Source organism: Sphingomonas sp., assembly GCF_041661885.1.
Lineage (GTDB): Bacteria > Pseudomonadota > Alphaproteobacteria > Sphingomonadales > Sphingomonadaceae > Sphingomonas.
Genome location: NZ_JBAZTL010000002.1, coordinates 442948 through 456691, shown reverse-complemented (window position 1 = coordinate 456691; position 13744 = coordinate 442948). Strand labels below are relative to the sequence as shown.

Here is a 13744-nt window from a genome sequence, read left to right as displayed (position 1 = left end):
TACCCGCCCCGCAGCATCAGGCGTAGGACTGTGCCGGGCAAAGCCTAAAGTCAAATTAACCGCGCCGTCGAAACGGGCCGGGCGCGGCGAAGCGTTTGGTCTATACGGCGAAGGGATGGAACTTAGGGAAAAGTGCGTAATTCGATATGGTTAAGGAAATCTCCGTAGAGTCGCATATTTCTCGTGACTAGCGGTTGCGCGCAGGTCCGTGGCACGCGATGTTGCAGGAGTCATGCAACAAACCCAAGGCCGCGCCGCTGCGGCGGTGCCCGTTACGGCAGTGTTGGGCCCGACCAACACCGGCAAGACCCATCTCGCGGTCGAGCGGATGTGTGGCCATTCGAGCGGCATGATCGGCTTCCCGCTGCGGTTGCTGGCGCGTGAAGTCTATGACCGTGTCGTCAAGCTGAAGGGCGAGAATCGCGTCGCGCTCATCACCGGCGAAGAGAAGATCGTGCCGAAGGATGCGCGCTGGTTTCTGTGCACCGCCGAATCGATGCCGCTCGACAAGGATCTCGCCTTCGTCGCGCTCGACGAGGCGCAACTGGGCGCGGACCCTGAGCGCGGCCATGTCTTCACCGACCGCATTTTGCGCGCACGGGGTCGCGAGGAGACGATGCTGTTGGGGTCGGAGGCGTTGCGACCGATGCTCAAGGCGCTGGTGCCAAAGATCGAGATCATCAATCGCCCGCGCTTTTCGACGCTGACCTATGTCGGGGCGAAGAAGATCAGCCGCTTGCCCAAACGCTCGGCGATCGTCGCGTTCAGCGCCGAGGAAGTCTATGCGGTGGCCGAGATGTTGCGGCGCTTACGCGGCGGCGCGGCGGTGGTGATGGGCGCGCTTAGCCCGCGCACGCGCAATGCGCAGGTCGCGATGTTCCAGGCGGGCGAAGTCGATTATCTGGTCGCCACCGATGCGATCGGCATGGGGCTCAACATGGACGTGGCGCATGTCGCCTTTGCCAGCCTCAACAAATTTGACGGCCATCGCCAGCGCCGCCTGCGCATCGCCGAAATGGCGCAAATCGCTGGGCGCGCCGGGCGGCATCAACGCGACGGCACCTTCGGCGCCTTGGTTGAGGAAGGGCCGGGGGCGTTCGCGCCCGAAGAGGTACTGGCGATCGAGGAACATCGCTTCCCGCCGCTCGAACAGCTCTATTGGCGGCAAGGCGAGCCCGATTATTCGAGCGTCGATGCGTTGATCGCGAGCCTGGAACAGCGTCCGCAGCATCCGGCCTTGTGGGCGGCCCCGCAATCGGTCGATCTCGCGGTGCTCAAGCGCATGGCCGAGGAGCCGGGCGTGCGCGCCCGCGCGCGGCATCCGGCGATGGTCGCGCGGTTATGGGCGGCGTGCGGCGTACCCGATTTCCGCAAATTGGGGGGCGATCCGCATAGCCGTTTCGTCGCGCGGCTGTGGGGCTATCTCAGCGAGGGCAAGGGTCATATCCCGCACGAATGGTTCGCCGCCGAAATCGCCCGGCTCGACCATGTGGCGGGCGATGTCGAAACGCTCGCTGGGCGAATCGCGGCGGCGCGGAGCTGGTCCTATATCGCCAACCGTGCCGATTGGCTGGCCGACCCGGCGCATTGGTCGGCGCGGGCGAGCGCGGTCGAGGAGCGGCTGTCCGACGCGCTGCACGCCAGCCTGACGCAGCGCTTCGTCGATAAGCGCACCACCTTGCTTATGCGCCAAATCGGTGCCGATCCGCGCGCGCTGCCCGTGACGATCGGTCCCGAGGGCGAAGTGCTGGTCGAGGATCATGCGATCGGGCGGCTCGACGGCTTTCGCTTCACCGTCGCCGCCGATGCGCGCGCCGCCGACAAGCGCCTGCTGCTCGCCGCCGCCGAGCGCCGCCTGGGCGACGAGCGCACGCGGCGCGGGCTGGCGCTGGCCGATGCGACCGATGCCGATCTGACGATGGTGATGGACGAAGGCGCGGTGCCGACGCTGCTGTGGCGCGCTTTGCCGGTGGCGACGCTCGGCCCCGGTGCCTCGCTGATGCGCCCGCGTGTGGTGCTGGATCGTGCGCTCGAATGTCTGACGGTCGAGCTGCGCGGGCGCATTGCGACGCGGCTCGGCGATTGGCTGTCCGGGCAGCTCCGTCGCGCGCTGCCGGGGCTGGCGCTGCTCGATTCGGTGCAGCGCGATCCTGCCGCCAGCCCCGCCTCTCGCGCGGTTGCAGCGGCGCTGGTCGCGGGTGGCGGGATGGTGGCGCGCGCCGATATCGCGGTGTCGCTCGATGGTCTGGACGGCGTGGCGCGCAAGGCGTTTCGCGGGGCCGGGGTGACGATCGGCGCGCTCGACGTGTTCGATGCGCGTGTGCTGAAGCCCGCCCCGGCACGCTGGCGGCGCGTGTTGCGGGCGGCGCGCGCCGGGGTCGCGGTGGAAGCCGGCCCGCGCGAGGGCGCGAGCGTGCTGGAGCGCGGGGCCCCTGGCGCAACGCTCGATCATGGCTATCGCCCGGTCGCGGCGCAGGCGGTGCGGATCGATCTGGTCGAGCGGATCGCGCGGGCGGCGCATGACGCGCGCGGGGCGTCGGGTCGCAAACCCTTCGCGCTCGATCCGGCGCTCGCTTTGTCGATGGGGCTGACACGCCCGACGCTCGAGCGGCTGATGGCGGGGTTCGGTTTTCGCCCCGCCCCCGTCGGGCCGGATGCGGCTGCCTTGTGGACTTGGCGCGGGCTGCCAACGGTGCGCGCCACGCCGCCGCCGCGCGACACCGCCTTGGCCGGGGCGTTTGCCGCCTTGGCGGATCTGGTGGTGTAACCGCTTGGCGGCGACGCAGGGCATGATGCGGATTGACCGCTTTTTGTGGTTCGCGCGGATCGCTAAAACGCGCGGAATCGCACAAACGATGGCGGCCAGCGGGCATTTGCGGATCGACGGTCGCGCGATCGAAAAGCCTGCCGCGCCGGTGCGCGTCGGCTGCATTATCGCCTTCGTTACGCCCGGCGGACGCGTTCGCGCGCTGCGCGTGGTGGCGCTGCCGATGCGGCGTGGCCCCTCCGACGAAGCGCGCGCCTGCTATGTCGACTTGATCGAAAATGCGCCTTCGATGCGCGGAGGCGTTGACGGCGGAAGCGCTCGCGCATAGCAGCAACGCGTTCGTTGCTCCGGGAGTGTTTCAATGACCTACGTCGTCACCGATGCCTGCATCAAGTGCAAGTACATGGATTGCGTCGAGGTGTGCCCGGTCGATTGCTTCTACGAAGGCGAGAACATGCTCGTCATTAACCCGAGCGAGTGCATCGATTGCGGCGTGTGCGAGCCCGAATGCCCGGCCGAAGCGATCCTGCCCGACACCGAAAAGGATGTCGAAACCTGGCTGGAGCTGAACGCGACCTTCTCCGCGCAATGGCCCAACGTCACGCGCAAGGCCGACCAAACCCCCGCCGATGCCGATGAGCATAAGGGCGAGGCGGACAAGTATGACAAATACTTCTCGGCAGAACCCGGCGCGGGCGACTGATCTGCGCCAACGCGGGCAGCAATCCCAATCTGGGAACGCCTTTGAGCGTTAACGCTGCGCATTGCGCGACGTTTGGCTGGTAATTTTATTACGACTCTGTTAAAAGGTCCGCACGGAAGCGCCAGCGAGCGTACTTCCGACCACGGAGACGTACACAACCAACACCCGCATGTGCCCCGTCAGCGTTGCTGCTGCGGACGCGCTGCCCCGGGAACCCCGGTCCACAGAAAGGTCTTACGGAATGGCTGCCAAGGCGCTGTCCTTCGACGTCGGCGATTATGTCGTTTACCCCAAGCACGGCGTTGGCCGTGTGATCGAACTGCAACGGCAGGAAATCGCCGGGATGCAACTCGAGCTCTATGTGCTGCGCTTCGAAAAAGAACGCATGACGTTGCGCGTTCCCACCAACAAGGCCGAAAGCGTTGGGATGCGCAAGCTGTCCAGCGACAAAACGCTGCGTGAAGCGCTCGAAACCTTGACCGGCAAGCCCCGCGTCAAGCGCACGATGTGGTCACGTCGCGCGCAGGAATATGAAGCCAAGATCAATTCGGGCGACCTGGTGTCGATTGCTGAAGTGGTCCGCGACCTGTTCCGTGCCGATGACCAGCCCGAGCAAAGCTATTCGGAACGGCAGATTTTCGAGGGCGCGACCAGCCGCCTCGCGCGCGAACTCGCCGCGATGGAGCAGGTCGATGAGCCGACCGCGCAGGAAAAGATCCTCGAAATCCTGCGCAAGGCCGCCGCGATCCACAATAAGGACAAGGCTCCGGCTTGATCCGCATTGGCGATTCGCTTGCGAAAAAGGGCGGCTGGCGACAGCCGCCCTTTTTTTGTTGCGCGGACGACCGGCAGGTGTATTGTCAAAGCAATACACAGGAGGCTCTCGATGCGCGCTATCTTTTTGTTCCCCGCTTTGTTGTTGACCGCCGCTCCGTTGGTGGCCTGTTCGATCCATGACGAGGATGGCGGCCCCGGCGCCCCCGCTGCGGGAACCGGCCCGGCACGGACCTTCGCCATCGCCGATTTTACCGGCGTCGCGCTGCGCGGCTCGGACAATGTCGATGTACGCGTGGGGCCAGCCTTTTCGGTCCGCGCCGAGGGGCCGAGCGCCGAGCTCGACAAGCTCAAGATCGAGCGCGTCGGCGATACGCTCCGCGTCGGGCGCAAGAACCATCTGGGGATCAGTTGGGGCGATCGCGCCTCGGTGAAGGTGTTCGTGACGATGCCACGCATTGCTGCCGCGCAGATCGCCGGATCGGGCAATCTCGCGATCGATCGTGTCGCCGGCGGGGATTTTGCCGGCGACACTGCGGGCTCGGGCAATCTCAGCATTGCGGCGCTGACAGTGCCGCACGCAAAATTATCGGTCGCCGGGTCGGGTGGTATCGTCGCCAAGGGCACGGTGGATCGGCTGACCGTTGACGTCGCCGGATCGGGCGATGTCGCAGCAGGCGGGCTGAAGGCGCGCGGCGCGAATGTGTCGGTTGCGGGCTCCGGCAATGTCCGCGCCGATGTCGATGGCAGCGCGTCGGTGTCGGTGGTCGGATCGGGCGATGTCGATCTTGGCCGCAGTGCCAAATGCGCGACCACCAAGATCGGCTCGGGTGAGGTGCATTGCGGCGGCTGATCGCGCTTGCGTGTGGTGGAACGGTAGCGGGGCAATAACGAGGCGGCTTACAGCAGCCCCAAGGCCGACAATTTTCCGAGCAACGCCGCCGGAATCGCGTCGCTCGCTACCACACCCGCGCCGAGATCGGCGGGTGCATCGGCGGCCTCAAGATAGCGCCAGCCCTGATGCGCGCGCTTGGGGCGGCCTTCGGTCAGCACCAGTTCGGGGTCGATATGGATCGCAACGCGCCCGCCCTCGGCCTCGCCGAAGCGCAGGATCGGGGAGCGCGCCACCAGCGTGTGCTTGATGATCCAGAACAGCGAGCCGCCTTCCCCTGCACCGGGCCCGGCAATTTCCTCATGCCGTTTAGGCAAATAGCGCGTGGTGAGGAACACTGGCCCTTCGGCACCGCGTTGGCGCAGACGTTCGGCGAGATGGTCGAGGCTGGTCGCGCCGAAGGCGACCTTGGTCAGATGCAGTGGCATTTACGCCAAATGGGGCGGGGCGCGCTAACCGCCAAGCCCGAACAGCGTGGCGAGCCCGAGAAACGAGAAAAACCCCATCACATCGGTCATCATCGTCACGAACACTGCCGACGACACCGCAGGATCGATGTCGAACCGGTCGAGCGTCACCGGGATCAGCACACCCGACAGGCCCGCGATCAGATTGTTGATGACCATCGCCATCGCGATCACGATCGCCAGATTGACGTTGCCGAAGATCAGCAAGGTGCCAAGCCCGATCAGCGCGCCCAGCATCACGCCATTGGCGGCGGCGATGCGGAATTCGCGGAAGATCATGCGGCCCGTATTGGAACTGGTAAGCTGGTTGGTGGCGATGGCGCGCACCATCACCGCCAGCGTTTGCGTGCCGGCATTGCCGCCCATGCCCGACACGATCGGCATCAGCACCGCGAGCAAGGCGAAGCGCCCGATCTCGCCCTGGAACAACCCAACCACCGACGCCGCCAGCATCGCCGTGCCAAGATTGACCACCAGCCAGGTGATCCGCGTGCGCACCGTCAAATGGATCGGTTCGTTGATGTCGCCGTCGCCCGCGCCCGACAGGCGCAAAATGTCTTCGCCGGCCTCTTCGGAAATGATGTGGACGACATCATCGACCGTAATCATGCCGACCAGCCGCCCGGCGGTATCGACGACGGCCGCTGAGATCAGCGCATATTTCTGGAAGCGCAAAGCGACTTCTTCCTGGTCCATATCGACCGGAATCAGCGTTTGTTCGCGCTGCATCACATCGCTGATGGCAATGCCGTGCGGGGTGCGCAGGATCCAGGAGAGGGCGACGGTGCCGACCGGCTTGTGGCCGGGATCGACCACGAAGATTTCCCAGAAATCGGTGGTCAGTTCCTCATGTCCGCGCAGATATTCCAGCACGTCGCCGACCGTCCAATGTTCGGGCACGGCGATCAGCTCGCGCTGCATCAAGCGCCCGGCGGATTCCTCGGGGTAGCGCAGGGCTTCCTCGATCGCGGCGCGATCGTCGGGGTCGAGCGCGCGGAGCACCTCGCGCTGGTCGGCGGGCTCCATGTCCTCGATGATCGCGACGGCGTCGTCGGTGTCGAGTTCGGAGGCGATGTCGGCGACTTGCGTGGCCGAGAGCGCGTCGATCAAATCCTCGCGGACATAATCGTTCATCTCGGCGAACACGTCGCCGTCGAGCAGATTTTCGAGCGCGGTGGCGAGCGCCGCGCGCAGTTCGTGCGGGGTCAGTTCAAACAGATCGGCGATGTCGGCGGGGTGGAGCGGCTCGACCAGCGTGCGCGCGCCCTCGGCATCGCCATCCTCAACCGCGTCGAGCACCGAGCGGACGAATTCAGGCTTGAGCCGGTCGTCTTCGTCGAGCTGCGCGGTGTCGATTTCGGTCTCGGGCAGGTCGGTCTCGTTCATGTCAGACCTCCTCAGCCACGCGACGATCGCGGTGTAGCGTCGCCCGGCTGCAAAGCCAAGCAAGCGATAGCCCTCGGGATTTGCCAGCCGTGCACGGCGACGCTAGGGCGAACCATCCCCCCTTTTGAGGAGTGCCATGATGGCCGATCTTCCCGAAACCCTGACGTTGACGCTCGACACCGGAAATGGCGACGGCGGCGATGTTGTTATCAAGCTGCGCGGCGATCTCGCCCCCAACCATGTCGCGCGCATTTCCGAACTCGCCAATGAAGGGTTTTACGACGGCGTCGTGTTCCACCGCGTCATCCCCGGTTTCATGGCGCAGGGCGGTGATCCCACTGGCACCGGTATGCACGGCTCGGACAAGCCCAATCTCGCCGCCGAATTCACGAAGGAGCCGCATGTACGCGGTGTTGCATCGATGGCGCGCGCGCAGAGCCCCAATTCGGCCAACAGCCAGTTCTTCATCTGCTTCGACGACGCGCGCTTCCTCGACGGCCAATATACCGTGTGGGGCGAAGTGACCGCGGGCATGGAACATGTCGACGCGCTCCCCAAGGGTGAGCCGCCGCGCGAGCCCGGCAAAATTGTGAAGGCGCGCGCAGAATAACCCAATCTCCCTCTCCCCACAGGGGGAGAGGGAGACTTCACACCCCCGGTTCGACGATCGTGTCGATCAGCCAGTCGTGGAACAGCTTTACCGGGCGCTGCGTCAGCGCGCGCGGGCGGCACGCGAACCAGTAACTGTAGGGGCTTTCCACCGAAATATCGAACAGCCGTACCAGCCGGTCGTCATGCGCATCCTCGAAATGGCTCGCGTGCATGAAGGCGATGCCGAGCCCCTGTGCCGCCGCCTCCAGCATCAATGCGCCCGAATCGAAATGGTCGATCGCCAGTGGTTCGAGGTCGCTCAGCCCCGCAGCCAGGCGCCATGCGCTGAAGGTGTCGGGCATTTCGCGGTGGACCAGGGCGGTCAGGCCGGCAAGCTGTTCGGGGCGCACCACCGGGTCGGGGCCGTCGCGCAAGCTCTTTGCGCCAATCACATAGACCTGATTGCGATCCAGCCGCCGCGCATACAATGCCGGGTCGATTTCGCGCGCGAGCGCGATGACCGCGTCGAGCCCCTCGCCAAGCCGCGCGAGCCCGTGCTGCGCGGTATCGACGTCGAGATGCAGTTCGGGGTGCTTCGCGCGCAGCTCGGGCAAGCGCGGGAACAGCCGTTGCGAGGCATAGAGCGGCAAGATGCCAAGGCGCAGCCGGAGCACGTCGGTGTTGCTGGTCATCACTTCGACCGCGTCCGACAATTGATCGAGCGCCGGTGCGATTTGCTGCAGCAGCCGCTCACCATCGGCGTTGAGCACAACCGCCTGGTGCCGCCGTTCGAACAACGGGCGGCCGATAAAGCGTTCAAGCGCCTGAATCCGGCGGCTGAGCGCGGGCGGCGACAAAGCGAGTTCCTGCGATGCGGCCTTGATCGAGCCGGTACGGGCAACCTGTACGAACGCCTCGATTGCGGTCAGTGGCGGCAATCTGCGCATGATGATGGGCCTTTTCCCCTGCTGGTGGCGGCATATTGTGCAACGCACCAAAATACCGTTCGATCGAAAGCTATCATTTCTCGGGTGCAAAAGAAAAGCCGCGATTGCAGAAAGCGCAATCGCATTCGGTTCTTTCGCACTTGCAACATGAAACGCGGTGCCGCACATAGGGGGTGCCTTTCAGGCATCCTCTCCTAAAACTTTCGAGGCCGATCCTTCCGAGGGTCGGCCCTTTTTTGTGTTTCCAATGGGTTGGCTGTAGAGTTCGGCTGACCACTCGTATTCGTGGAACCGCGATCCTATCTCGCGCGCTCAACACCCGGTCGCGGCGCCTGGCGCACCGGCGGGGGCGAAACGAGGAAGACAGCACATGGCGGACATCGAGACGCCGATTCGGAAATTGCAGGTCGCCAATGCGCGGCCCGAGGACAGCGGGCGCGGGCTTGCGCATGTGCCGCGCGCACTGCTGGCGGCGCTTGGCCTTGGCGAAGGCGATGTGATCGAGATCGTCGGCAAATCGTCCACGCCGGCGCGCGCCGTCGCGCCTTATGCCGAGGATGAAGGGCTTGAGATCATCCGCATCGACGGACTTCAGCGTGCCAATGCCGGGGTCGGATCGGGTGATTTCGTCGAAATTCGCCGCGTCGAATCGAAGGTGGCGACGCGCGTGGTGTTCGCGCCCGCGCAGCAGAATCTGCGGCTGCAGGGTTCCGCCAACGCGTTGAAACGCACCTTTCTTGGGCGGCCGCTGACGCAGGGCGATGTGGTGGCGACGGCGGGGCAACAGCGCGTCGATAACATGCCGCCGGGCGTGCAGAACATGCTGCGTGCGCCGGCCTATGCGCTCCAGGAAATCCGCCTCGCGGTGATCTCCACCGTGCCCAAGGGCGTGGTGCATGTCGACGAACATACCGAAATCGAACTTCGCCCCGAATATGAGGAGCCGAAGGAAGCGCGCCGCGCCGACGTCACCTATGACGATATCGGCGGCATGGGCCCGACGATCGACCAATTGCGCGAAATGGTCGAATTGCCGCTGCGCTACCCCGAATTGTTCCAGCGTCTTGGCGTCGATCCGCCCAAGGGCGTGTTGCTGCACGGCCCGCCCGGCACCGGCAAGACGCGGCTTGCCCGCGCCGTTGCCAACGAATCCGCCGCCGAATTCTTCCTGATCAACGGGCCCGAGATCATGGGTTCGGCCTATGGCGAATCCGAAGGCAAGTTGCGTCAGGTGTTCGAGGAAGCGGCCAAGGCCGCGCCCTCGATCGTGTTCATCGACGAGATCGATTCGATCGCGCCCAAGCGTGGGCAAGTGTCGGGCGAAGCCGAGAAACGGCTGGTCGCGCAATTGCTGACGCTGATGGACGGGCTGGAAGCGCGCGCCAATGTCGTGGTGATCGCCGCGACCAATCGCCCCGAGGCGATCGACGAGGCGTTGCGGCGTCCGGGGCGGTTCGACCGTGAAATCGTTGTCGGCGTGCCGGATGAGCGCGGCCGTCGCGAGATTCTCGGCATCCATACGCGCGGTATGCCGCTTGGCGACAAGGTCGATCTGGATGAGCTGGCGCGCACCACCTATGGCTTTGTCGGGGCCGATCTTGCCGCACTCGCGCGCGAGGCGGCGATCGAGGCGGTGCGCAAGCTGATGCCGCGGCTGAACCTGTCGGAGGGCACGATCCCGCCGGAGATTCTCGACACGCTGGCCGTGACACGCGAGGATTTCGTCGATGCGTTGAAGCGCGTGCAGCCCTCGGCGATGCGCGAAGTGATGGTCGAGGCACCGCGCGTCCGCTGGGAGGATGTCGGTGGTCTCGATGCCGCGCAGATGCGGCTAAAGGAAGGTGTCGAACTGCCGCTGAAGGACCCGGATGCGTTCCGGCGACTGGGGATTCGTCCGGCCAAGGGCTTCCTGCTCTACGGCCCGCCCGGCACTGGCAAGACCTTGCTGGCCAAGGCGGTCGCGCGCGAGGCGCAGGCCAATTTCATCGCCACGCGCTCGTCCGATCTGCTCAGCAAATGGTATGGCGAAAGCGAACAGCAAATCGCCAAATTGTTCGCGCGCGCGCGGCAGGTGGCACCGTGCGTGATCTTCATCGACGAACTCGATTCGCTCGTGCCCGCACGCGGCGGCGGTCTTGGCGAGCCGCAAGTGACCGAACGGGTCGTCAACACCATCCTCGCTGAGATGGATGGGCTGGAGGAATTGCAGTCGGTCGTCGTGATCGGCGCGACCAACCGGCCCAACCTGATCGATCCGGCGTTGTTGCGGCCGGGTCGGTTCGACGAACTGATCTATGTCGGCGTGCCGAGCCTTGACGGGCGCGCGCGCATCCTGGCGATCCAGACCGCCAAGATGCCGATCGCCGAGGACGTCAATCTCGACGAACTCGCGCGACGTACCGATCGCTTCACTGGCGCCGATCTCGAGGATCTCGTGCGGCGCGCTGGGCTTACCGCATTGCGCGAATCGCTGGCCGTCACGCAGGTGACGATGGCGCATTTCGAGATTGCGCTGGGCGAATCGCGCGCCTCGGTCACGCCCGAGCTGGAACGCGAATATGAATCGATGAGCACGCGGCTGAAGCAGGATGCGGCGTCTCTGCAGCCGATCGGCTTCGTCTCACCGGGGCAATTGCGCCCCCGCGAGGGAGATCGCTGACGGTTCGCGCAAGGTGAGGCGGGCATAGAGGAACAGCAGCAGCATCGCGGCACCTGCTGTCACATAGGGCAGCGGGTGCCATGCTTCGTACAGCCCGACCCCGATCGATGGCCCCAGCACGAACGCCGCGCCGTTGACCGAGGTGACCTTCCCCGCAACCGCCCCTTGTGCGTTATGCCCGACCGCGAGCGACGCGCCTGCCGTAAACGCCGGGCGCGTAAAGCCGAAGCCGACGCTGGCGAGCGCATAGGCGCAGGCGATGCTGTAGAGCGACGTCGCCAGCCCGGTCAGCACGCAGCCGAGCGTCGCGATCAGCAGCCCCGTCAGCATCATCGCGCGCGGTCGCAGATCGAGATTGGGGATGATCCCCCATTGCACCAGCAGTGCCGCGCCCGCGCCCATCATCAGCACGATACCGGTCGGTTGCAGCGCGAGCGCCGGGGCGAGATGCAAGCGGTCGATGACGAGGAAACCGATCGCCTGCCCCGTCATCGCCTGGCCGTGGCCCATGATTAGCCCGGCGATCATCCAGCCGCGAATACGCGGGTCGGCATAGCCCACATGCTCGCTATGCGGTTCGGTTGCCGCCATGATGCTCGCGCCCGAACTTTGCCCGCCGATCGAGGGATAGGCAGTGGCCGCGCCATGCGTTCCGGCTTGCGGGACCAGATCATTGGGCAGCATCTGCCGCACCGCAATCCACACGCCGAGCCCGAATAGCGCGAACAGGAAAGCCGGGCCCGCCAGCCCGATCTCGACTCCGCCGATCGATCCGAGGATCAGATAGGGGGCAATCGCTGGCCCCAAAATCGTGCCCAACCCAAAGGCCGATCCCAACAGCGTCAGCGCCTTGGTGCGTTGCGCGCGCGAGGTGTTGCCCGCGACCAACGCCTGGACGGCGGGCGGTGCCGCTGCGCCGAAGGTGCCGTAGATCAAGCGTCCGACGATGAAGCACAGGAACGCCGCCGTTCCGCCGATCCAGCCATTGATTCCGGCGGTGAGAAATACGCCGCACACGCTCAGCGACACGGCAAAGCCCCCCACACCGAGCAGGATCATCGCGCGCCGCCCGTGCTGATCCGATCGCTTTGCCCAGAACGGTGCCGCCAGTACCCACAGCAAGGCCGACACCGAAAACGCCGCCGCGACCGCGCTGTCGGGCACGTGCAGCGACCGGCCAAGCGCAGGCAGCACCGATTGCAACGCGGTGTTGCCCGCCGCAATCGTCAGCATGACGGTGAACAGCAACGCGAAATCGCGGTCGATCCGCGCTTGCCGCTTCACCGTTCACGCCCGAAATTGAGCCGCTTGGTCACGTTATAGTCGAGCACGGTCATCACGAAAAAGGCGGCGGCTTGCTTGGTGCGCGTCCACCAGCCGGTGGTGGCGCGATAGTGTTCGGCGGTGATCTGCTCGGACTCGTTCACCTCGCCATCGACATAGGCGCGGACGTGGGTGGCAAAGGCCGCGTCGTCGATCCGCAGCATCATTTCCAGGTTCAGGAACAGGCTGCGAATGTCGTAATTGGCCGAGCCGATATAGACGACGTCGTCGATCAGGAAGAGCTTGGTGTGCAGCTTGGTCGGCTGATATTCGTGGATCTGCACGCGTTTGCGTAGCAGCCCGGCATAGGTAAAGCGCGACGCCCAGATCGCGGCACCGTGGTCGTTCTTCGACGCCAGCACGATCCGCACGCGCCCGCGCAGCCCCGCCGCGTCGAGCCGCCGCAACATTCCCGGGCTCGGCGCGAAATAGGCCGAGATCAGATCGACGCGCTTCGCCTGTTCGAGATCGTGCTTCACCGCGCGCGCCCACGGCGACAGGCGCCGCGTCGGGCCGCCGAACAGCCAGCGCACGCTGCCATCAGGCTCGCTCCACGTCTTCAGCGCGCGGCGCAGCGCGCGCAGCGGCGGCTTGGGTTGCTTGGCCCAGCGCGCCAGCGCATCGAAATAGCCGGTGATGCGCTGCGCGGCGGGCCCTTCGACCAACAAACCGAGGTCGCGCCATGCCTGCTCGGCGGGCGTCCCGAAATAACTGTCCTCGACGTTGAACCCGCCGATGATCGCGCGCGCTTGATCGGATTCGCCATCGGCCAGCGCCAGCTTTTGGTGGTTGCGCAACAGATAGCGCCGCCCCCAGCGCGGCACGAAGCGACAGACCTCGACGCCGGCTTCGCGCAGCGGCTCGAAAAAGTGATGGCTCTCGGCCACTTCGCTGCCCAGCCCGTCAACCACCAGCGACACCTTTACCCCGCGTGCCGCCGCCCGGATCATCGCGCCGCGCACTTTCGCTCCGGCGGCATCATCGACATAGATGTAATAAAGGATGCGCAGCGTGGCCCGCGCCCCGTCGATCAGCGCGATCAGCGTGTCGAGTCGTCGCGGGCCCGTATCGAGCATGGTCAAGCGATTGCCGGCGACCGTGAAGCTGGGTTGCGGGGCGGGATCGGGCGCGCGGTCGAGCATGGGCACCTTGGTGATGGCAATGCGGTGCTTGCGCAAGCCGTTGACGCGGTGCCGATAGGGGCCATAGGGTTTGGATCGCTCCGAAAAAGGACC

At 65.4% G+C, this 13744-nt stretch carries 12 protein-coding genes; 7 read left to right on the top strand and 5 right to left on the bottom strand.

All coding sequences use genetic code 11. The features are described 5' to 3' along the window. Positions 1 to 232: 232 nt before the first annotated feature. The 5 genes from WC704_RS06235 (at position 233) to WC704_RS06215 (ending at position 5097) form a co-directional block, all read left to right on the top strand. On the top strand, positions 233 to 2767 hold the full coding sequence (locus tag WC704_RS06235; protein ID WP_372889037.1) for a helicase-related protein: 2535 nt from the start codon (positions 233 to 235) through the stop codon (positions 2765 to 2767). A 25-nt stretch (positions 2768 to 2792) separates the two neighbouring features. Then, on the top strand, positions 2793 to 3095 hold the full coding sequence (locus tag WC704_RS06230) for an RNA-binding S4 domain-containing protein (RefSeq protein ID WP_372889113.1): 303 nt from the start codon (positions 2793 to 2795) through the stop codon (positions 3093 to 3095). A 33-nt stretch (positions 3096 to 3128) separates the two neighbouring features. Then, the gene (gene fdxA / locus WC704_RS06225) at positions 3129 to 3470 is read left to right on the top strand and encodes a ferredoxin FdxA (RefSeq protein WP_033967381.1); all 342 of its coding nucleotides are present in this window, start codon (positions 3129 to 3131) and stop codon (positions 3468 to 3470) included. A 241-nt stretch (positions 3471 to 3711) separates the two neighbouring features. Beyond that, positions 3712 to 4245 carry a CarD family transcriptional regulator gene (locus tag WC704_RS06220; protein WP_010161421.1) on the top strand — a complete coding sequence of 178 codons (534 nt, stop codon included), beginning with the start codon at positions 3712 to 3714 and terminating at the stop codon, positions 4243 to 4245. 111 nt (positions 4246 to 4356) lie between these two features. Then, positions 4357 to 5097: a head GIN domain-containing protein gene (locus WC704_RS06215; protein ID WP_372889036.1), complete on the top strand. Its 741-nt coding sequence runs from the start codon at positions 4357 to 4359 to the stop codon at positions 5095 to 5097. Positions 5098 to 5144: 47 nt separating this feature from the next. Here the strand turns inward: WC704_RS06215 and WC704_RS06210 are convergent, their stop codons facing one another. Both WC704_RS06210 and mgtE read right to left on the bottom strand, forming a co-directional pair. Then, positions 5145 to 5564: a DUF1489 family protein gene (locus tag WC704_RS06210; protein WP_372889035.1), complete on the bottom strand. Its 420-nt coding sequence runs from the start codon at positions 5562 to 5564 to the stop codon at positions 5145 to 5147. 24 nt (positions 5565 to 5588) lie between these two features. Beyond that, positions 5589 to 6989, bottom strand: coding sequence for a magnesium transporter (mgtE, locus tag WC704_RS06205; RefSeq protein ID WP_372889034.1), 1401 nt, complete (start codon positions 6987 to 6989; stop codon positions 5589 to 5591). A gap of 139 nt (positions 6990 to 7128) precedes the next feature. Here mgtE and WC704_RS06200 point away from each other — a divergent pair, with 139 nt between their 5' ends. Then, complete coding sequence (locus WC704_RS06200) at positions 7129 to 7599, top strand: peptidylprolyl isomerase (RefSeq protein WP_372889033.1); 471 nt, start codon at positions 7129 to 7131, stop codon at positions 7597 to 7599. Positions 7600 to 7636: 37 nt separating this feature from the next. Here WC704_RS06200 and WC704_RS06195 read toward each other — a convergent pair whose 3' ends face one another. Further along, positions 7637 to 8527 (bottom strand): LysR substrate-binding domain-containing protein, encoded by an 891-nt coding sequence (locus WC704_RS06195; protein ID WP_372889032.1) that lies wholly within the window; start codon positions 8525 to 8527, stop codon positions 7637 to 7639. A 370-nt stretch (positions 8528 to 8897) separates the two neighbouring features. On the opposite strand from WC704_RS06195, the gene WC704_RS06190 reads away from it, so the two are divergent. Continuing rightward, complete coding sequence (locus WC704_RS06190) at positions 8898 to 11186, top strand: CDC48 family AAA ATPase (protein WP_372889031.1); 2289 nt, start codon at positions 8898 to 8900, stop codon at positions 11184 to 11186. Here WC704_RS06190 and WC704_RS06185 read toward each other — a convergent pair. Together WC704_RS06185 and WC704_RS06180 are read right to left on the bottom strand one after the other, a co-directional pair. Next, on the bottom strand, positions 11148 to 12470 hold the full coding sequence (locus WC704_RS06185) for an MFS transporter (protein WP_372889030.1): 1323 nt from the start codon (positions 12468 to 12470) through the stop codon (positions 11148 to 11150). The genes WC704_RS06190 and WC704_RS06185 overlap by 39 nt on opposite strands. Next, positions 12467 to 13651: a phosphatidylserine/phosphatidylglycerophosphate/cardiolipin synthase family protein gene (locus WC704_RS06180; protein ID WP_372889112.1), complete on the bottom strand. Its 1185-nt coding sequence runs from the start codon at positions 13649 to 13651 to the stop codon at positions 12467 to 12469. Before WC704_RS06180 ends, WC704_RS06185 begins: the two co-directional genes overlap by 4 nt. Positions 13652 to 13744 lie beyond the last annotated feature (93 nt).

Coding starts and splice junctions, on each gene's coding strand:
- WC704_RS06235 (WP_372889037.1), top strand. CDS start 233: ATGCAACAAACCCAAGGCCGCGCCGCTGCGGCGGTGCCCGTTACGGCA.
- WC704_RS06230 (WP_372889113.1), top strand. CDS start 2,793: ATGCGGATTGACCGCTTTTTGTGGTTCGCGCGGATCGCTAAAACGCGC.
- fdxA (WP_033967381.1), top strand. CDS start 3,129: ATGACCTACGTCGTCACCGATGCCTGCATCAAGTGCAAGTACATGGAT.
- WC704_RS06220 (WP_010161421.1), top strand. CDS start 3,712: ATGGCTGCCAAGGCGCTGTCCTTCGACGTCGGCGATTATGTCGTTTAC.
- WC704_RS06215 (WP_372889036.1), top strand. CDS start 4,357: ATGCGCGCTATCTTTTTGTTCCCCGCTTTGTTGTTGACCGCCGCTCCG.
- WC704_RS06210 (WP_372889035.1), bottom strand. CDS start 5,564: ATGCCACTGCATCTGACCAAGGTCGCCTTCGGCGCGACCAGCCTCGAC.
- mgtE (WP_372889034.1), bottom strand. CDS start 6,989: ATGAACGAGACCGACCTGCCCGAGACCGAAATCGACACCGCGCAGCTC.
- WC704_RS06200 (WP_372889033.1), top strand. CDS start 7,129: ATGGCCGATCTTCCCGAAACCCTGACGTTGACGCTCGACACCGGAAAT.
- WC704_RS06195 (WP_372889032.1), bottom strand. CDS start 8,527: ATGCGCAGATTGCCGCCACTGACCGCAATCGAGGCGTTCGTACAGGTT.
- WC704_RS06190 (WP_372889031.1), top strand. CDS start 8,898: ATGGCGGACATCGAGACGCCGATTCGGAAATTGCAGGTCGCCAATGCG.
- WC704_RS06180 (WP_372889112.1), bottom strand. CDS start 13,651: ATGCTCGACCGCGCGCCCGATCCCGCCCCGCAACCCAGCTTCACGGTC.